Source organism: Streptomyces sp. NPDC050759 (assembly GCF_044456945.1).
Classification (GTDB): Bacteria; Actinomycetota; Actinomycetes; order Streptomycetales; family Streptomycetaceae; genus Streptomyces.
Genome location: NZ_JBITGI010000004.1, coordinates 97,859 through 114,956, shown reverse-complemented (window position 1 = coordinate 114,956; position 17,098 = coordinate 97,859). Strand labels below are relative to the sequence as shown.

Genomic DNA, 17,098 nt, shown 5'->3' with positions numbered 1-17,098 from the left:
CTGGACGTATGCCGGAACTCCCCGAGGTCGAAGCGCTCAAGGACTTCCTGACCGAGAACCTGGTCGGCCACGAGATCGTGCGCGTACTGCCGGTGGCCATCAGCGTCCTGAAGACGTACGACCCTCCGCTCACCGCCGTCGAGGGCCGCGAGGTGGTCGCCGTGCACCGCCACGGCAAGTTCCTCGACCTGGCGACGGACGGCGGCCCGCACTTCGTCACCCACCTGGCCCGCGCGGGCTGGCTGCACTGGAAGGACCGCCTCCCCGACGGCCCGCCCCGCCCCGGCAAGGGCCCGCTCGCCCTGCGCGTGGCCCTGGAGACCGGCGCGGGCTTCGACCTCACGGAGGCGGGCACCCAGAAGCGCCTGGCGGTGTACGTGGTGGCCGATCCGCACGAGGTCCCCGGCATCGCCCGCCTGGGCCCGGACCCGCTGGCCGAGGACTTCGACGGGGCGAGTTTCCGGGCCCTGCTGAACGGCGAACGCCGGCAGCTGAAGGGCGCCCTGCGCGACCAGACGCTCATCGCCGGCGTGGGCAACGCCTACAGCGACGAGATCCTGCACGCGGCGAGAATGTCCCCGTTCAAACTGGCCGCCTCTTTGACCCCCGAGGAGACGGACACCCTCTACCGGGCCCTGCGCGCGACCCTCACCGAAGCGGTGGAACGCTCAAGGGGTGTGGCGGCGGGCCGACTGAAGTCGGAGAAGAAGTCCGGCCTCCGCGTCCACGGCCGCACCGGTCAGCCCTGCCCGGTCTGCGGCGACACCATCCGGGAGGTCTCCTTCAGCGACTCCTCCCTCCAGTACTGCCCCACCTGCCAGACGGGCGGCAGGCCATTGGCGGACCGGAGGCTGTCGAGACTGCTCAAGTGATGCGACCTGCTCAGCCGGGATCCAGCGTCACCAGATGCTCCCCGGCCGACGTCCTGACCTCGTAGTGGTCGATCTGGTCGGCGTGGAAGGTGGAGCTGCCCATCATAGTGTTGTCGTCGGTGGCGTGCCCGGTGGCGTTCCAGCCGGTGACGGTCTCTTCCTTGCCGTCGCGGCTGATCGCGACGAGGTGGCAGGCGCGGGGGCCGGACTCGTCCTTGACCTTGAGCTCCACCTGGGTGCCCCAGTCCTCGTCCTCGGTGGTGACCTGGGCCCACACGCCGGACCGGCCGTCGGTGGCCTCGACGCTGGTGGTCCGGCCCGGGTCGCCGCCCGCCGTCAGCGCGAGGGTGGAGCCGCCCACCGCCAGGACCACCGAGGCGGCCACGGCGTACAACAGCCGCCTGCGGCGCGCCCGGTGCCGCGTCGCGACCTCACCGAGGAGGCGGCCCAGGAGCTGGGGGCCGGGCTGGGCCATCGGGTGCACGACGCGCGGAGTCGCCCGGCGGTAGAGCATCATCTGACGGGTCACCGGACCGAACTCGGTCACATGTGCCGCGCACTTGGGGCACTCCATGAGGTGATCCTCGAAGCGGAAGGCCTCCGCCTCATCCAGCACGCCGAGCGCGTACGCGCCGACGTCGCGATGCCTCTCCAAGGACCTCATGCGGAAACCTCGTGCCGTTGAGTGTGGGTGGGGTTACTGGTTGCTCCCACCGGTACGCACCAGCCCGCCGAATCACTCAAGGCATGCACAGAATCGTGACCAAGGGATTCGGAGCGGTCGGCCCCGCGGATTGGTCCGAATCGAAAGGAATCTAGAACAGGTGGATGGCGAGGTGACCGAGGGGCAGACCGAGCTGCCACGCCGGTGTCCACACCTTCGGACCCTCGTCCTCACCGACGCCCGACCCGCCGCCCGGCACGGCGTTCAGATCGGGCGCGAGCAGCTCCGTCTCCTCCAGCCAGCGCCAGGCCGCCGCCGCGAGGTCGAGGTCCGGCGAGGGCTCGCCGGTGGCCACCGCCTCGGCGGTCAGCGCGGCCATCCGCTCGCACACCCAGTCCTGCCACGGCTGGTCGTACGCCGTCAGGGACAGCCAGTTCTCCAGCTGGGAGACGACCTGGATGCCGGAGAGCTCTCCCTCGGTGTCGGCGAGGAAGACGGTCAGCGCCAGCGCGTCCCGCCCGGCACGGAACTCGAAGGACGTCGGCGGCATCAGATCGCCGGAACGCAGCAGCTCGTCGGCGATGTACTCGGCGTACAACCAGGCCATGGGGACGAGGAGTTCGCCCCCGCCGGTGCCGTCCGTGCTCTCTTGACCTCTGTGCAGCATCCCTTCCTGCCTTCCTCCGGTGCGTGCGCGTCGCCCGTCGCCGGGACCTTTGGGGTCCTGGCGCAGGATTCCCACCTGCCGCGCGGCGTCTGGCACGCGCGCTCGCCGCGTTGCCGAACCGCCCACGTGGCTCCGCCACGAGGACGCTCCGGCGCCTTGCGATCGCACGCACCAGACGCCGCGCGGCCCGCCCTTCGGGCGGACGGTGCGAATCCTGCGCCAGGACCCCATCCGGAACACGGATGAGGACAGCCGATTACTCAATCGGGGTCCTCAGCAAGGCGCTTTACGGAGGTTTGACTTTCCCATTGGTTTCACCGCAGGTCGGCCGCGTATCCCGGAAGCACCCGGCGCAGGGCCCGCAGCGCGTAGTACGCGCGGGACTTCACCGTACCGGGCGGAATCCCCAGCATTTCGGCGGCCTCCGCCACACTCGCCCCCTGGAAATACACCAGCACCAGGACTTCACGGTGCTCCGGAGTGAGTGTCTTCACAGCCTCGCGTACGTCGAGGGCGGCGGCCGCCCGTTCGGCGTGATCGGCGCACACCCGGGCGTTCTCCAGCACCGCGTCGCCGACCTCGGCGGGGCGTGCCTGCCGGGCCCGTCGCGCGTCGATCGCGAGCCGACGTCCCACGGTCAGCAGCCATGGCCGTACTGACTCGAAGGCGTCGGCGCGCAGCGCCTCGGGGTGCTGCCAGGCGCGCACGAGGGTCTCCTGCACCAGGTCCTCGGCGCGTTGCCGGTCGCCGTCACTGAGCCGGAGCAGGAGCGCGAAGAGGGGCCGGCCGTGCTCCCGCTGCAGTGCGGCGAGCTCGTGCTCGGCGGTCGTCCCGTTCGTGAGGGTGGTTCCGGCCGTCATGGCCGTATGGCACCTCAGCACGCGGCCGGGGGACAGGGCACGCACAAGGATCTGCGGCGGACGGTCGATCGCGTCGACGAACGGTTCGATGAACGGTCCCTTCCGCGTCCCTTCCCCGTCCCGTCCTCGTCCCTTACCCGTCCCGCCCACCCCGGACGGGTCAAGAAGGCGGCCAGGCCGTTTGCGGAAGCGGGCAAGCTCATACCTATTCGTCAGCAAATATGACCACAGTGGGGTGAGCTGATGATTGCACGCAGACGGCAGGTTGCCCTGGCCCTCACGGCGCTTCTCGCCGGGGGCGCCGCCTGTCAGGCGCACGACCACGAGACACCCGGGCGCCCGGCCCCGGTCCCGGCCGCCGCCGCACCGCGCGACTTCACACTCGTCGCCTCCGGTGACGTCCTGCCGCACAGTTCGATCATCGACCGGGCCCGCTTCGACGCGGGCGGGAGCGGCTACGACTTCCGTCCGATGCTGGCCGGGATCCGATCCGTCGTCTCCCGCGCCGACCTGGCGCTGTGTCACATGGAGACCGTCTACGGCGCGAACGGCGACTACACCGGCTACCCGACCTTCAAGTCACCGCCCGAGGTGGCCCAGGGCCTCGCCGTCACCGGCTACGACGGCTGCTCCACCGCCTCCAACCACAGCCTCGACGACGGCTCCGGCGGCATCCGCCGCACCCTCGACGCCCTGGACCGCGCGGGCGTACGGCACGCCGGATCGGCCCGCACCGAGGCCGAGGCGCGCACGGTCACCGTCCTGCGTGCCGGGTCGGCGAAGGTCGCCCACCTCGCCTACACCTATGACACCAACGGTTTCCCGCTGCCCCAGGGACAGCCCTGGGCGGTCGACCTGATGGACGAGAACAAGATCCTTGCGGATGCCCGGGCCGCCCGGAAGGCGGGCGCCGACGTGGTCGTCGTATCGCTGCACTGGGGCACCGAATGGCAGGACGAGCCCGATGAGCAGCAGCTGGCCCTGGCGCGCGATCTGACCGCGGCCCGCACCGGCGGGCGTCCCGACGTCGACCTGATCCTCGGCACCCACGCCCATGTCCCACAGGCGTACGAGAAGGTCAACGGCACCTGGGTCGTCTACGGCATGGGAGACCAGATCGCCGGCGAGATGTTCAACAACGAGGGCGCCCAGGACCCGCGCGGCAACCAGTCCACCCTCGGCCGCTTCACCTTCGTCCCGCCCGCCCGGCCGGGTGAGCGCTGGCGGGTCGCGAAGGCGGAGTTCCTGCCGCAGATGTTCGACGTGGACGCCGGCCGGGTGGTGAACCTCAACCAGGCGATCGCACGGGGCGCCGATCTCGAGGGCGTCCGCGACCGGATCCGGGAGGTGGTGCTGAGCCGGGGCGCGGCGAAGGACGGGCTGACGATGGGGGAGTAGCTCAGTCGGAGGCGGTGTCCTCCTGGTCGAAGGTCCGCAGCATCTCCTTCAGGACGCGCGCGCAGGCCCGCAGTTCGGCGTCCGTCAGATCGCCGCCGACCTGCCGGTTCAGGGCGTGCTCACGGGCGAGGATCGCGTCGATGACGGCCTCGCCCTCGGCCGTGATCCGGATCAGCGAGGACCGCTGGTGCGCGGGGTTCGGTGTGACCTCCGCCCAGCCCGCGGCCACCGCGTCGTTGACCATGCGCTGCACGAACTGCCGGGTCAGCGTCATGAGCCGGGCCATCTGAGGCACCGTCATGGCGCCGTACCTGCGCAGCAGGACCAGGACGGAGCGCACGCCGACGGAGACCCCCTCGATCTGCTGGCCCTGTTCGAGCTTGCGCAGGCCGCGTCGGTAGAGCGCGCCGATCAGGTCGAACACCTCGGAGACGCGGTGGCCGAGTTCGTCGGGGGGAAGGGGGGCGTCGATGTCGTTCACCCGCTCATCATGCACCGGCTCATCATGACAACCAGGTTGTCAAAATCGCCAGAAGATGACACCTTGGTTGTCATGACAGCTGCTTCGGAACTGAGCTTCTTCGCGTCCACCGACGGGGACATCGCCTATCTCGACACCGGAACCGGGGACCCCGTGGTCCTGCTGCACGCCGGCTACGTCGACCACCGCCTCTTCGAGGCCCAGGTGCCGGTCCTCGCCGCCGGACACCGTGTCGTCGCCGTGGACGTCCGCGGCCACGGCTGGACCGCCAACGCCATCAAGCCCTTCCGCTGGGCCGACGACCTCGCCGGACTGCTGCGCCACCTTGACGCGGGTCCCGCGGTCCTGGTCGGCGTCTCGATGGGTGGGGCCATCGCCGGTGACACGGCGATCGAGTATCCGGAACTGGTCCGGGGGATCGTGATGAGCGGGGCCTCGGTCAGCGACTTCCAGTACACCCACGAGGCGACCCGACAGATCGTGGCCGACTCCCAGCGGGTGCTGCACTCGGGCGACATCGAGGGCTGGCTGAAGGTGTTCCTCAAGTCCGTCGCGGGCCCCTTCCGCGAGACCGAGGAGACCGACCCGCGCATCCTGGACCACCTGCGCGAGATGGCCCTGCACACCATCGCCAAGCACACACCGGGCGAACGGAACTGGCACGTGCCCATGACCGACACCTGGCCCCGGGTCCCGAAGATCGACGTCCCGGTCCTCACCGTCAACGGCACACTCGACTCACCGGACCTGCTCGCCGACGCGGAACTCTTCGCCGGCACCGTCCAGAACGGCCGCTCGGTGCTGGTGGAGGGCGCCTCGCACTTCCCGAACCTGGAGAGGCCCGAGGAGTTCAACGCGCTCCTGCTGGACTTCCTGCGCTCGCTCTGACGCCTCACCGGCGCCGGCCGTGCCGATGACGCCGCCTACGCCGATTGCGGTCACTCCGGCTCTTCGGTGCAGTCGATCGGTTTGCGGCGGAGAATCCCTCGCCCATCCGGGACCCAGCCGTGCGCCTCATCTCTTCGCGTGCGGCAAACGGCTGACGGCGGATCATGACCGCGATAGGTGCTGGGGGCACTGGACTGAACGGCTGTTCAGGAGGAGGGGGCCGGAGTAGTTTGCCGCGCAACCACAGCGCAGCGGTCTCGGAGCATCCGACATGACCAGTGAGCCACACAGCCCTCTGCAGACCTTCCGGTTGCCCGCCGTCGTGCGCGGCACGCACGGCGACCGGGCCCTCGGCCAGGCTCTGGTCGCCGCCTGGCAGTCGGACGGCATCTTCCAGATCCGCGCCACGCGCCCTCAACAGGTGGCGACAGAGCGGGCGTTGGCCGCGTCCCGGGTGTTCTGTCGCAGAGCGCTGAACGAGAAGGCCGTCCATGTGTCGGACCTGAGCTACAGCGGTTACGTGGCCTCCGGCGAGGAGGAGACGGCCGGGCAGCGGGACGGCTCGGAGATCTTCACGGTGTGCCCCGACATCCCGGCGGACGACCCTCGCGTCATCGACCGGTGGCCCTGCCACGGACCGGTGCCCTGGCCCTCACCCGGCTACGCCCGCGCCATGAAGGACTACATGACGGTCGTCGGCGAGATCGGCGGGCGTCTGCTCCGGCTGACGGCACTGGGGCTCGGCCTGGACGACCCCGACCCCTTCACCCGGCTCACCACCGACGGCTGGCACCACATGCGCGTCCTGCGCTTCCCGCCCGCCGACGCCACCTCGGAACGCGGCATCGGCGCCCACACCGACTACGGCCTGCTCGTGATCGCCGCCCAGGACGACATCGGCGGCCTCCATGTCCGGCCGCCCGTCCCGGGAGAGGAACGCGGCCGCAACTGGCTGCCCGGCGAGTCCATGGCCGGCCGCTACGAACACGAGGAGCCCTGGACCTACGTCACCCCGGTCACGGCCGTGTTCACCGTCTTCCCCGGTGACATCATGCAGTTCATGACCGGCGGCGCCCTCCTGTCGACCCCGCACAAGGTCCGCCTCGCCGCACGCGAGCGGTACACCCTCGCCTACTTCCACGAACCGGCCTTCGACGCGGTGGCACGCCCACTCGACGCTCCGGACTCCGCCGAGTACCTCCACTACGGCACCCACTTCACCCGGATGTTCATGCGCTGCTATCCCGAGCGCGTGACCACGGCCCGTATCGAGGCGGAGGGCCGGCTGAAGGTACTGGACCGGCTGCGCGAGGAGGCGCTCGCCTGACCCCCAACGGGCTTACGGCACCACGGTCACCGGCCACCGCCCCGCCTTGACGAGGCGCACCGCGACGGAACCGACGATCCGGTGGCCGGCCTGCTCCGAGGCTCCGACGACGACCGCGTCGGCCTTGAGCTCGTCCGCCGCCTTCGTCAGCCCGCTGTAGGGGTCGCCGCGGAAGGTGTGGAACTCCCAGCGCACATCGAATATCCCCTTGTTCTGCTCGGTCGCCAGCCGGATCTGGGCGACCAGGTCCTCGGCGATCTCGTCGGTCGTCTCGGCGACCGGCGCGCCGAGCGCGGCGCCCGAGGCGATCACCGGCTGGACGTACACGACGGCGAGCAGCGCGTGCTGCCGCCGGGCCAGACCGCCGGCGTATGCCGCGGCGCGGAGCGAGGAGTCGGAGCCGTCCACGCCGACGACGATGACCTTGGGCCCGTCCGTGCCCCGCTCGAACTGGTGCGCATGCTGTTCCGTCACGGCTGTGAGGCTATCGGAAGCCGCAGGTCCGGCGGGCATTCGGGGACCCGTCGACAGGGGTGCGCAAGTTTTCCCGAAAAGGGGCACCCGAGGGGCGGGCCGCGAGCGGGCCGTCACCCAAGCCCGCCGCCGCCTTCGGCACCCGGCCTCGACGGAGGGGACGAGGCCGGGGACGAAGCCGATTGCCCCCGTACGACGTCGGCCTGACGTTCCGCCATGCCGCCGGGTACGTCTTCGCTGGGCCGGGTGGGTGTATTCGTGCCGCCACACCGGTGTTGCTGAGGTGCGTCGGTACTCCGCCGGGCGACTGATGAGTCATGACGAAGGATCAGTTGCTCACACGGCTGTCGTCGACGGCGGCGGTGCTCACCCGGCGTCGGGCCCTGCTGGCCGGTGCCGCCGTGGTAGGGGCCGCCGGCACGGCCGGAGTGCTCGCGGCGGTCACCGGCGAGGAGCCGGTCGGGCCGGCGCTGCCCGCCGCCGGCCCACCGGCCCGCCGCGCGGTCAAGTCCTCGGCCTACCGCCTCCGGCCCCTGACCGGATACGGCCCGCCGCACGCCACCCGCCGGAAGACGCCGGTGCGCCACGAACCGTTGCTGAAGGTCTCCGGACGCGGCAGGACCATGGTGCTGACCTTCGACGACGGACCCGATCCCCGCTACACCCCGCACATCCTGGACACGCTGGCCGAGTACGACGTACGGGCGATGTTCTTCGTGTGCGGGGAGATGGCGGTCGACAACCAGGACCTGCTGGCCCGGATGTCCGACGAGGGACACGTCGTCGGTAACCACACCTGGTCCCACCCCCTGCTCACCCGGCTCACCCGCTCCCGCATCCGCTCCGAGATGGAACGCACCTGCGACGTCATCGAGGACGCCTACGGCGAGCGGCCGGAATGGTTCCGTGCTCCCTACGGCGCCTGGAACCGCGCCGCCTTCCAGCTCGGCGCCGAGCTCGGCATGGAACCCCTGGCCTGGACCGTCGACACCCTCGACTGGACCACTCCGGGCACCCGCCGCATCGTCGGCACCGTGGAGAACGGCGCCGCCCCCGGCGTCGTGGTGCTCTCGCACGACGCCGGGGGCGACCGCTCCCAGAGTGTCCGGGCGCTGCGCGACTATCTGCCGCAGCTCATCGATTCCGGCTATCACCTCACCGTCCCGAGACGGCAGTACGTATAGCCGGAAGCGGGACGCGCCCGCCGGGTCGGGGAACGCTCAGCGGACCTCGACCAGGCGGGCGAAGGCGACGACGTTGCCGTCGTAGCCGTTGTTCTTGGAAAAGCCGCCCCCGCAGGTGATGACCCGCAATTCGGGGGCGCCCTTGGAGCCGTAGACACGGTCTCCGGGGAAATTGTTCTTCTCGAAGACCTCGATGCCGTAGATCTCGAAGACGGCCGTCTTTCCGTCCTTGCGCCTGATCTCGACGCGATTTCCCTTCTTCAGGGCTCCCAGTCCGTAGAACACGGCGGGGCCCTGTTTGTTGTCGACATGGCCGACGACGACCGCGGTGCCCTTCTCGCCGGGGGAGACCGCGCCGGTGAACCAGCCGGCCAGATTCGGGTCCTCCGGCGGCGGCGCACCGACCCAGCCGTCCGAGTCGAGGCCGACCGGCACCATCGGCGCGTCGACCCGGATCGCCGGGATGGAGACCCGGTCGGGCGCGGCGTACGGCAGGGGAGCGGGGGCGTTGCCGAAGGCGGAGCCGTGCACCCGGCTGTCCGCCGCGGCCGCCGACGCGGGCTGCGGCGGGCCGACGTCGAACTCCCCCGAACCGTTCCGGATGAGCGCGAGACCGGTCAGCAGAACAAGCGCTATCACGCCCCAGGGAGCGCGCTTCTTCCGCTGCTCCTCCTCTTCGGCCAGCCCGGCCAGCTCGGACGCAGACATTGACTTCCCCTCTCGACGCGGCCGTCGCCACGTCATTCGCGCATAAGAGAACGCTAAGTCCCGCTCACGAAACCGGCGACGGGGTGGCGGCGAACGGGTGGCCCCCGGACGCGGGTCGTGCGCCATCCGAGTTGCCGTGAGCAGGAATTTTCTGACGGTCCGTGACCTGCGGAGATATCCGATTGTGCGCTTTTCGTTCGGCGTGTCCTCTCACCAGTACGGACCAATGCCGAAATGCGGGCTTGCGCACGGCATCTGAGGGTCTGTCTGGGAGGCGTTTTCTCGCCGATACACCGGGGACCGTTCCCGGGGCGTCTCCCGCGGAGGATTCACATGCGTACTACTCGTGCCCTGGCGGCCGCCGGCGCCGCGGTCGCCGTGCTCGGACTCGCCGCCCCGGCGGCCGTCGCGCGGGACGGCATGAACCTGAGCCCCAGCAATGTCGTCGCCCTGCCCAACGTCATCGCCCGGGGCGGACAACTGACCATCACCGTCAACAACTGCACCGGCCCAGCCACCGCGAGCTCGGACGCGTTCCGGACGATCAGGCTGAGGACGGGGGCCAACAACCTGGCGACGGGACGCGCCACCGTCAACCGGAACGCGGCCACGGGATCGCACAGCATCAGCGTCGTCTGCGCCAACGGCACCGTGATCAACCCCACGGCCTTCACCGTCATCGGCGGAGTCCGCGGCGGCCTCGGTGGCAGCAGCTCCGCCGGGGCGACCCCGACCGACATGGCCATCGGTGGCGGTCTCGTGGCCCTGGCCGTCGTCGGCGGCGGGGTGTTCTGGATGCGCCGGCGGTCCGAGAAGCACATCTGATCTCCGCCCCCTTCGGAGATTTCCGACCGCACGTGGCACAGACCTTCGCCCCGGATTCCGAGAGGAACCACCGGGGCGGAGGTCTGCGCGCCCGGCACAGCCGTCACGCGTCGTCCTCGCCGGGGCGACGACGGGAGAAGTAGTACGCCGCCCCGATCGACCCCGTGATCAGCGCGGCGCCCATGCCGAGCTCCTTGAGGTCGAACCCGGCGATGCTGCTGCCGCCCTCACCGGCGTGCACACCCCGGTCGGGGTGGAGCGGCATCGGTGTGGGGCCGTCCGGGCGGCCGCCGGCGATGGTCACCCGCGTGGACCCGCTCACGCCGTCGCAGGTGAACGTCACCCGGAACACCGAACCGGGTCTGGCGTCCCAGTCGACAACGGCCGTCGCGTAACTCTTGTGCGGCGGGATGATGACGGTGTCGAGGACCGCCGATGTGACGGTCGCCGAGCCCCTGCAGCCGCCGTGGTTCCGTTCCAGCAGGAGCGCCACCTGTCCGCCCGCGGCGACGGTCGAGGGCAGGACGCTGAAACCGAAGGGCGTGATGTCGGTGTCCTTCGCCATGGCGGCCGGTGCGGAGAAGGTCAGGGCGGTCGCGCCCAGCAGTACGGCCGAAGCGAGGCGTATCGCGCGCATGGTGGTTCCTCCGGTCCCCGAGGAGCAGCTGCGGATCTTTTCCGCCTTCGTTGCACATGCACCTCGATGACCGAAACGCTAGGAATGGGTGTACGTCTGCGCGATCTCTGTCACTCCGAATGGGGTATGCGTGTGGGCCGCTCAGGGGACGCCGACGGTGTGTCGGACGCCGGACGTCCCCCGGCTGTGCCCGCGGTGGGACGCCGTCAGCCCTTGATGTCCGGGAAGAGGGCGAAGAACGGCTCCGCCGACGCCGTGATGCCACGGCTGTAGGGGGCGTCGAAGTCCCAGATCAGGAAGAGCAGGAAGGCGATCAGCGCGGAGAACAGGCCGGCCAGGATCAGCTCGCGTGTCGTCCGCCGGATCTGCAGCGCGAACACCATGCCGATGGTGACGACGCCGCCGCCCAGCAGGCCGAACCAGACCACCCCGGGCATGGTGGGCTCCACCGAGTCCGCACGGGCGTTTCGGGCCTGGTCCACGGCCGCCACCTGGTCGACGAGCGGCTGGTAGGCCTGGGCCTCGAAGTCGGTCCTCGGCTGGTAGGAGGTGACGTCCGTGCGCATCCGGTCGAGGAGCTCGGTGCCGCGCCCGGTCATGCGGCGGTGGTCGGCCATCTCCTTCCACTCGGTGGTGACGACGTGTCCGACATAGGCGTTGACATCGGCCCGAATGCGGTCACGGGTGTCGGCCGGATAGACCTGGACCCGCTCCGAGATCTCGTGCAGCGCCTGGGCCTCCGCCTGGACGTGGTCCTGGGCGGAGCTGCGGGCCTCCCAGACGCCCGCGATGGCCAGACCCAGGACGATGGCGTACACCACCCCGATCCACATCGTCATGTACTCGATGACGTCGGGGGTCTCGCTGGGATCCTCGTCCACGGGTGCCGCCTTGTGGCGGATGAGCGTGATGGCGACCACCACGGCGCATGCGGCCAGCATCGCGAGGATGAGAACAAGCCATTCCGGCAAGGGATGCCTCCAGGATCGGCACTAGCGGGGCCGCAGGGCGGCCACGGCGACCACCGCGGGCGCGGTGATGAGCAGGACGTAGATCACGGGCGAGGTCGTGCTGTGTGTGGGCCGGTCGGGCGCCTTCGCGTGGTGGTAGGCCGGGTAGGTCACCGGGGTCGCGGAGGGGGCCGGGGCCGGCCTCGGCGGCGGCTTCCGCGTCGGGGTCGGGGTGGGAGCCGGTGTCGGGGTGGGCGCGGGGGGCGGCGTGGGTCGCGGCCGCGGGGCGGGCGGTTGCGGTGCCGGTGCGGGCGGCGGGGGTGGGGGAGGCGGTGGCTCGGGGGGCGGTGTCGGCTTCGGCTTCGGCGGCTTCTGCGTCGGCGTGGGGTCGGGAGTCGGAGTCGGAGTCGGCGTGCACGGAGGCTCGGGGGGAGTGGGAGTGGGAGTGGGAGTGGGTGGGGGCGGGGGCTCGGGTTTCGGGCACGGCGGGAAAGTGGGCCAGGTGGGGCTGCCGGCGACCGCCACCGCCTGCGCGCCGTCGGGGCCGACGGAGGCGTACGCGCAGGCATCCGCCTCGGCCACCCCGGCCGTGGGACCGATGAGCGCCCACGTCAACGTCAGCAGGGCCAACACCCGTATGGCGGAGGCGGATTGGGGTGATTCGGGTCGATGCACGACGAAGATCATGAGGCCTGCCGCGCCGCCACACGCGCGGGCGCGAAGAGATTGGTCCGAAGGAGGGACAAGAGGCCGCCCGATGTTTGGATTCGGGGCGCTCGTCCGTCCGACGGTGGGTACATCTGTGCGGTCTGGGGTGGGTGTGGTCACAGCTTCCGAAAAGAAATATGCGGGACGGTTGAACACAACCCCTGCTCCGGTGCGTACCCATGGTCGTGCGGCGGCGCAGCAGGGCGCTGCAACACCCTTTTGAATTATGGGGAGTTGACGATGAAGACCTCCTGGCGGAACGCCTCACTCGTGGCAAGCGCCGCGGCGGTGCTGGTGCTGACGACGGCGTGCGGTCAGGAAGGCGGCACGTCGTCGGTGGGCAGCCAGAACGTCGGTGCCACGGCGGCGGCGGGCGGTTACGGCGGTGTCGGCTCCGGTATCGGGACCGGTACCAGCCCGAGCGCCAGCTCGACCGTGGGTGGTGGCCAGGGGAACCTGGGAGCCCAGTCGGCCTCGGCCGGCAAGCTCGAGGTCTCCGCGAACGCCGAGCTCGGCGACGTGCTGACCGACAGTGCCGGTCTCAGCCTCTACCGCTTCGACGAGGACACCGCCGAGCCGCCGAAGTCGAACTGCAACGGCGACTGCGCGACCGCCTGGCCGCCGGTGCCCGCGAACGACGCCTCGGCCGGCGCCGGTATCGACAAGGCGCTGCTCGGTGAGGTGACCCGGGCCGACGGCAGCAAGCAGCTGACCATCGCCGGCTGGCCGGCCTACCGCTATGCGAAGGACACCAAGGCCGGCGATCTGACCGGCCAGGGCGTGGGCGGCAAGTGGTACGCGCTGGCGCCCACGGGCAAGAAGGCGTCGGTCGCCAGCCTGCCCGGACTCTCCACCCGCAAGGACCCCAACCTGGGCGAGATCGTCGTCGACAAGAACGGCATGACGGTCTACCGCTTCGCCAAGGACAAGGCCTGGCCCGAGCCGGTCTCCAACTGCCTCGGTGCCTGCCTGGAGAAGTGGCCGGTCGTGGCGCCGGTGTCGGCGAACGACACCAAGGACGTCCAGAAGAAGGGCCTGATGAGCTTCACCCGCTCCGACGGCGTCAAGCAGCAGACGGTCAACTGCTCGCCCATCTACACCTTCGCGGCCGACAAGCAGCCCGGCGACACCAACGGCCAGGGCGTCGGCGGCACCTGGTACGCCGTCCGCCCCAACGGAGACATGGTCGGCGTCTCCGACAAGTGACGGCGGTCCCACCCGAACCACCGGTCCGCCCCCTCCGCGCCGCACGGAGGGGGCGGACCGGTTTTTGCCGTCATTCCCCCCAACTCCCCGCGAGTCGGCGCCCGCTCCGGAACTCTCCGGAGTGCGGCGCCTACTTTTCGTAGGGAGTCCACGGAGTTCCGCAGCGGCACGTGCCGCAGGCAGTGACCGGGAACGGACGGTCAATTTCCGTTTCCACTCGCTCCCTTGGCGGTCGATCAGTAGCCTCAGCTCGAACACCGGATCGTCTACGCCTTGGAGAGATACATGGAGCGTCCCGCCTGGGCTCCCCGGAGCATCGACATCTCGGTGCCCAGCGTCGCGCGTATCTACGACTTCTACCTGGGCGGTTCGCACAACTTCGAGGCCGACCGGGAAGCGGCCCGCAGGGCCATGGAGTTCGCGCCGGGGCTGCCGAAGACCATGCAGGCGAACCGGGCGTTCCTGCGGCGGGCGGTGCGGTTCGCCGCCGACGAGGGCATCACCCAGTTCCTGGACATCGGTTCCGGCATCCCGACCTTCGGCAGCGTCCACGAGGTGGCCCAGAGCGCCCGCCCCGGCGCCCGTGTCGTCTACGTCGACCACGACCCGGTGGCCGTAGCGCACAGCCAGGCGGTCCTCGAGGGCAACGCGGACGCGGGAGTCGTCGCCGCCGACCTCCGCAAGCCCCGCGAGATTCTCGACAGCCCCGAGGTTCAGCGCCTGATCGACCTGAACCGGCCGGTGGCCCTGCTTCTCGTTGCCATACTGCACTTCGTGGAAGACGCGGACGCCCCCTACGGAGCGGTGGCGGAGCTGCGCGACGCACTCGCGCCGGGCAGCCTGCTGGTGCTCACGCACGCCTCGTACGAGGGAATGCCGATTCCGCAGGAGCGGACCGAGGGCGCGGTGGACGTGTACAAGGACATCCGCAACCCGCTGATCATGCGCTCGCGCGACGAGATCGCGCGGTTCTTCGAGGGGTACGACATGGTGGAACCGGGACTGGTGTCGCCGCCGCGGTGGCGGCCCGAGTCGGCGACCTGGAACCCCGACGACGAGGATCCGTGGGCCTTCTCCGGGTTCGCCGGCGTGGGGCGTACGGCGTGACCGCCGAGCCGGACGGGCCGGAGGACAGACTGCGCCGGTTCGCGACGATCTGGAGCCGGGCCGTGTTCCCGGTGACGTCGACGTCCGCGACCCGGCCGGAGTTCGAGGAACAACTGCTGCCGCTGGCCCGCCGGTTGAGCCAGGCGCTCGCGGCCAGGGTCGTCGACACGGACGAGGGCCGGGCGGTCGGCGCCGCCCTCGTCGACGCGCACTGCACGGATCCGGAGGCGCTGACCCGCTCCCTGGACTGCGTCGACGCCTATCTGGTGCTCTACTGCGGCGGCGACGGCGACCGCGAGGACCTGCGGTCCCGTTCCGCACGCCTCCAGCACGCCATGGCCGCCGGGTTCGCGCAGGCGCTGCGGGAGCGGACGCTGGCCGAGCAGGAGGCCATCGCGCAGGCCGCCCTCGAGGCGCAGGGCGTGGTGGCGCAGGCGCTGCACGCGACCGAGGCCCGGTTCCGCGCGGTGTTCGAGGGCGCGGCGATAGGGATCGGCATCGCCGACCTGGACGGCAACGTCCTCCAGGTCAACGGCGCGCTGCTGCGCATGTTCGGCGTCACCGACCAGACGATGCGCGGCCGCCGGGTCCAGGAGTGGACCCACCCCGAGGACGCCCCGCAGACCTGGACGCTCTACGACGAACTCGTCCGCGGCGAGCGCGAGCACTACCACCTCGAAAAGGCATTCCACCGCCCGGACGGAACGGTCCTGTGGACCAACCTGACGGTCTCCCTGCTGCGCGACGCCGACGGCGTCCCGCAGTACCAGCTCGCCCTCATGGAGGACACCACCGAGCGCCGGCTGCTCAACCTCCGGCTGCGCTACGAGGCCACGCACGACGCGCTCACCGGACTGCCCAACCGCACGCTGTTCTTCGAGCGCCTGGAGAAGGCGCTGAACGCGGGCGAGGGCCAGCGGTTCGGCCTGTGCTACCTCGACCTCGACGGCTTCAAGACCATCAACGACAGTCTCGGCCACGCGGCCGGCGACCGGCTGCTCGTGGAGGTCGCCGACCGGCTCCAGTCGTGCGCGACCGCGCCGGGCGAGATGGTGGCCCGGCTCGGCGGTGACGAGTTCGTGGCGCTGACCACCGGCCCCGACACCGAGAGCGAGGTCGACGACCTCGCGGCGCGGATCATGAACGTGCTGCTCGCCCCGGTCCGTATCGACGGCCGTGAACTGACCGTGCGCGGCAGCATCGGCATCGTCGAGGGCCCCACGGGTGAGCGGGGTCCGGCGGAGGTCCTGCGCAGCGCCGACATCACCATGTACCGGGCCAAGTCGGCGGGCGGCAACCGCTTCGAGCTGGCCGACCCGGAGGCCGACGCCCGCGCCATCACCCGGCACGGGCTCACCACGGCGCTGCCCGCGGCTCTGGACCGCGGCGAGTTCTTCATCGAGTACCAGCCGCTGGTCCACCTCGGCGACGGCAGTGTGCGGGGCGCCGAGGCGCTGGTGCGCTGGCTGCATCCGCAGCACGGGGTGCTGGGCCCGGACCGGTTCATCCCGCTCGCCGAGCACACCGGGCTGATCGTGCCGCTCGGCCGCTGGGTGCTGGAGCAGTCGGTACGACAGGCCCGTGAGTGGCGAGAACGGTACGGGGAGAACGGTCCCCTGAGGATCAACGTCAACCTCTCGCCGTGCCAGCTCACCCACCCCGGCCTGGTCCAGGACACCGTCGACATCCTGGAGCGCGCCGGCGTCGAACCGGACGCCCTCTGCCTCGAAGTCACGGAGTCGGCCCTCATCGGCGCCGACGACGACCTCCTCAAGCCGCTGCGCCGGCTCGCCGAGATGGGCGTCGACATCGCCCTGGACGACTTCGGCACCGGCTACTCGAACCTGGCGAACCTTCGCCGCCTCCCGGTCAGCGTCCTCAAGCTGGACCGCTCCTTCACCCAGAGCATGCAGCAGTTCCCCGCCGACCCCGTCGACCTCAAGATCGTCGAGGGTATCGTTTCGCTCGCCCACGGCCTGAACCTCGCGGTGACGGTCGAGGGGGTCGAAACCGGGGCCCAGGCCGAGCAGTTGCGGATACTGGGCTGCGACACGGCCCAGGGCTGGTACTACGCCCGCCCGGGCCCGCCGGAGCGACTGCACGAACTGGCGCTGGTCGACGCGACGGGCTGAGTGCCGCCCG

At 70.7% G+C, this 17,098-nt stretch carries 18 protein-coding genes; 9 read left to right on the top strand and 9 right to left on the bottom strand.

Annotated features, from left to right (window positions below):
• Positions 1 to 8 precede the first annotated feature (8 nt).
• A complete protein-coding gene (locus ACIBJB_RS14030) occupies positions 9 to 872 on the top strand; it encodes an Fpg/Nei family DNA glycosylase (protein ID WP_398930063.1) in 864 nt (287 codons plus the stop codon).
• A gap of 10 nt (positions 873 to 882) precedes the next feature.
• Here the strand turns inward: ACIBJB_RS14030 and ACIBJB_RS14025 are convergent, their stop codons facing one another.
• The 3 genes from ACIBJB_RS14025 to ACIBJB_RS14015 form a co-directional block, all read right to left on the bottom strand.
• Positions 883 to 1,536 (bottom strand): zf-HC2 domain-containing protein, encoded by a 654-nt coding sequence (locus tag ACIBJB_RS14025; RefSeq protein WP_398930061.1) that lies wholly within the window; start codon positions 1,534 to 1,536, stop codon positions 883 to 885.
• A gap of 151 nt (positions 1,537 to 1,687) precedes the next feature.
• Complete coding sequence (locus ACIBJB_RS14020) at positions 1,688 to 2,203, bottom strand: hypothetical protein (protein ID WP_398930059.1); 516 nt, start codon at positions 2,201 to 2,203, stop codon at positions 1,688 to 1,690.
• A gap of 314 nt (positions 2,204 to 2,517) precedes the next feature.
• Positions 2,518 to 3,063, bottom strand: coding sequence for a sigma-70 family RNA polymerase sigma factor (locus ACIBJB_RS14015; protein WP_398930057.1), 546 nt, complete (start codon positions 3,061 to 3,063; stop codon positions 2,518 to 2,520).
• Between the two features lie 243 nt (positions 3,064 to 3,306).
• Between ACIBJB_RS14015 and ACIBJB_RS14010 the strand changes: the two genes are divergently transcribed.
• On the top strand, positions 3,307 to 4,461 hold the full coding sequence (locus ACIBJB_RS14010; protein ID WP_398930055.1) for a CapA family protein: 1,155 nt from the start codon (positions 3,307 to 3,309) through the stop codon (positions 4,459 to 4,461).
• 1 nt (position 4,462) lies between these two features.
• On the opposite strand, the gene ACIBJB_RS14005 is transcribed toward ACIBJB_RS14010, so the two are convergent.
• Positions 4,463 to 4,942 carry a MarR family winged helix-turn-helix transcriptional regulator gene (locus ACIBJB_RS14005; protein WP_398930053.1) on the bottom strand — a complete coding sequence of 160 codons (480 nt, stop codon included), beginning with the start codon at positions 4,940 to 4,942 and terminating at the stop codon, positions 4,463 to 4,465.
• Positions 4,943 to 5,014: 72 nt separating this feature from the next.
• Here ACIBJB_RS14005 and ACIBJB_RS14000 point away from each other — a divergent pair, with 72 nt between their 5' ends.
• The gene (locus ACIBJB_RS14000) at positions 5,015 to 5,830 is read left to right on the top strand and encodes an alpha/beta fold hydrolase (protein WP_398930051.1); all 816 of its coding nucleotides are present in this window, start codon (positions 5,015 to 5,017) and stop codon (positions 5,828 to 5,830) included.
• 271 nt (positions 5,831 to 6,101) lie between these two features.
• Positions 6,102 to 7,157 carry a 2OG-Fe(II) oxygenase family protein gene (locus ACIBJB_RS13995; RefSeq protein ID WP_398930049.1) on the top strand — a complete coding sequence of 352 codons (1,056 nt, stop codon included), beginning with the start codon at positions 6,102 to 6,104 and terminating at the stop codon, positions 7,155 to 7,157.
• Between the two features lie 12 nt (positions 7,158 to 7,169).
• On the opposite strand, the gene ACIBJB_RS13990 is transcribed toward ACIBJB_RS13995, so the two are convergent.
• The gene (locus ACIBJB_RS13990) at positions 7,170 to 7,631 is read right to left on the bottom strand and encodes a universal stress protein (protein WP_007386389.1); all 462 of its coding nucleotides are present in this window, start codon (positions 7,629 to 7,631) and stop codon (positions 7,170 to 7,172) included.
• Between the two features lie 317 nt (positions 7,632 to 7,948).
• On the opposite strand from ACIBJB_RS13990, the gene ACIBJB_RS13985 reads away from it, so the two are divergent.
• Positions 7,949 to 8,815 carry a polysaccharide deacetylase family protein gene (locus ACIBJB_RS13985; protein WP_398930047.1) on the top strand — a complete coding sequence of 289 codons (867 nt, stop codon included), beginning with the start codon at positions 7,949 to 7,951 and terminating at the stop codon, positions 8,813 to 8,815.
• Positions 8,816 to 8,851: 36 nt separating this feature from the next.
• On the opposite strand, the gene ACIBJB_RS13980 is transcribed toward ACIBJB_RS13985, so the two are convergent.
• Positions 8,852 to 9,523, bottom strand: a complete 672-nt coding sequence (locus ACIBJB_RS13980; protein WP_398930045.1) for a class F sortase — start codon at positions 9,521 to 9,523, stop codon at positions 8,852 to 8,854.
• A gap of 333 nt (positions 9,524 to 9,856) precedes the next feature.
• On the opposite strand from ACIBJB_RS13980, the gene ACIBJB_RS13975 reads away from it, so the two are divergent.
• Positions 9,857 to 10,348: a hypothetical protein gene (locus tag ACIBJB_RS13975; RefSeq protein WP_398930043.1), complete on the top strand. Its 492-nt coding sequence runs from the start codon at positions 9,857 to 9,859 to the stop codon at positions 10,346 to 10,348.
• Between the two features lie 103 nt (positions 10,349 to 10,451).
• On the opposite strand, the gene ACIBJB_RS13970 is transcribed toward ACIBJB_RS13975, so the two are convergent.
• The 3 genes from ACIBJB_RS13970 to ACIBJB_RS13960 form a co-directional block, all read right to left on the bottom strand.
• Positions 10,452 to 10,985, bottom strand: coding sequence for a hypothetical protein (locus tag ACIBJB_RS13970; RefSeq protein ID WP_398930041.1), 534 nt, complete (start codon positions 10,983 to 10,985; stop codon positions 10,452 to 10,454).
• A gap of 206 nt (positions 10,986 to 11,191) precedes the next feature.
• Positions 11,192 to 11,956, bottom strand: a complete 765-nt coding sequence (locus tag ACIBJB_RS13965) for a DUF4239 domain-containing protein (RefSeq protein ID WP_398930039.1) — start codon at positions 11,954 to 11,956, stop codon at positions 11,192 to 11,194.
• A gap of 21 nt (positions 11,957 to 11,977) precedes the next feature.
• The gene (locus tag ACIBJB_RS13960) at positions 11,978 to 12,109 is read right to left on the bottom strand and encodes a hypothetical protein (RefSeq protein WP_266511426.1); all 132 of its coding nucleotides are present in this window, start codon (positions 12,107 to 12,109) and stop codon (positions 11,978 to 11,980) included.
• A 774-nt stretch (positions 12,110 to 12,883) separates the two neighbouring features.
• Between ACIBJB_RS13960 and ACIBJB_RS13955 the strand changes: the two genes are divergently transcribed.
• From ACIBJB_RS13955 to ACIBJB_RS13945, 3 genes are all read left to right on the top strand, one after another.
• A complete protein-coding gene (locus tag ACIBJB_RS13955) occupies positions 12,884 to 13,849 on the top strand; it encodes an SCO0930 family lipoprotein (protein ID WP_398930036.1) in 966 nt (321 codons plus the stop codon).
• 285 nt (positions 13,850 to 14,134) lie between these two features.
• Positions 14,135 to 14,956: an SAM-dependent methyltransferase gene (locus ACIBJB_RS13950; protein ID WP_398930034.1), complete on the top strand. Its 822-nt coding sequence runs from the start codon at positions 14,135 to 14,137 to the stop codon at positions 14,954 to 14,956.
• Complete coding sequence (locus ACIBJB_RS13945; RefSeq protein ID WP_398930032.1) at positions 14,953 to 17,088, top strand: putative bifunctional diguanylate cyclase/phosphodiesterase; 2,136 nt, start codon at positions 14,953 to 14,955, stop codon at positions 17,086 to 17,088. The genes ACIBJB_RS13950 and ACIBJB_RS13945 overlap by 4 nt, the downstream gene beginning before the upstream one ends.
• Positions 17,089 to 17,098: the final 10 nt, after the last annotated feature.

Coding starts and splice junctions, on each gene's coding strand:
- ACIBJB_RS13985 (WP_398930047.1), top strand. CDS start 7,949: ATGACGAAGGATCAGTTGCTCACACGGCTGTCGTCGACGGCGGCGGTG.
- ACIBJB_RS14025 (WP_398930061.1), bottom strand. CDS start 1,536: ATGAGGTCCTTGGAGAGGCATCGCGACGTCGGCGCGTACGCGCTCGGC.
- ACIBJB_RS14010 (WP_398930055.1), top strand. CDS start 3,307: ATGATTGCACGCAGACGGCAGGTTGCCCTGGCCCTCACGGCGCTTCTC.
- ACIBJB_RS14030 (WP_398930063.1), top strand. CDS start 9: ATGCCGGAACTCCCCGAGGTCGAAGCGCTCAAGGACTTCCTGACCGAG.
- ACIBJB_RS13955 (WP_398930036.1), top strand. CDS start 12,884: ATGAAGACCTCCTGGCGGAACGCCTCACTCGTGGCAAGCGCCGCGGCG.
- ACIBJB_RS13980 (WP_398930045.1), bottom strand. CDS start 9,523: ATGTCTGCGTCCGAGCTGGCCGGGCTGGCCGAAGAGGAGGAGCAGCGG.
- ACIBJB_RS14020 (WP_398930059.1), bottom strand. CDS start 2,203: ATGCTGCACAGAGGTCAAGAGAGCACGGACGGCACCGGCGGGGGCGAA.
- ACIBJB_RS13995 (WP_398930049.1), top strand. CDS start 6,102: ATGACCAGTGAGCCACACAGCCCTCTGCAGACCTTCCGGTTGCCCGCC.
- ACIBJB_RS13975 (WP_398930043.1), top strand. CDS start 9,857: ATGCGTACTACTCGTGCCCTGGCGGCCGCCGGCGCCGCGGTCGCCGTG.
- ACIBJB_RS14015 (WP_398930057.1), bottom strand. CDS start 3,063: ATGACGGCCGGAACCACCCTCACGAACGGGACGACCGCCGAGCACGAG.
- ACIBJB_RS14000 (WP_398930051.1), top strand. CDS start 5,015: ATGACAGCTGCTTCGGAACTGAGCTTCTTCGCGTCCACCGACGGGGAC.
- ACIBJB_RS13970 (WP_398930041.1), bottom strand. CDS start 10,985: ATGCGCGCGATACGCCTCGCTTCGGCCGTACTGCTGGGCGCGACCGCC.
- ACIBJB_RS13950 (WP_398930034.1), top strand. CDS start 14,135: ATGGAGCGTCCCGCCTGGGCTCCCCGGAGCATCGACATCTCGGTGCCC.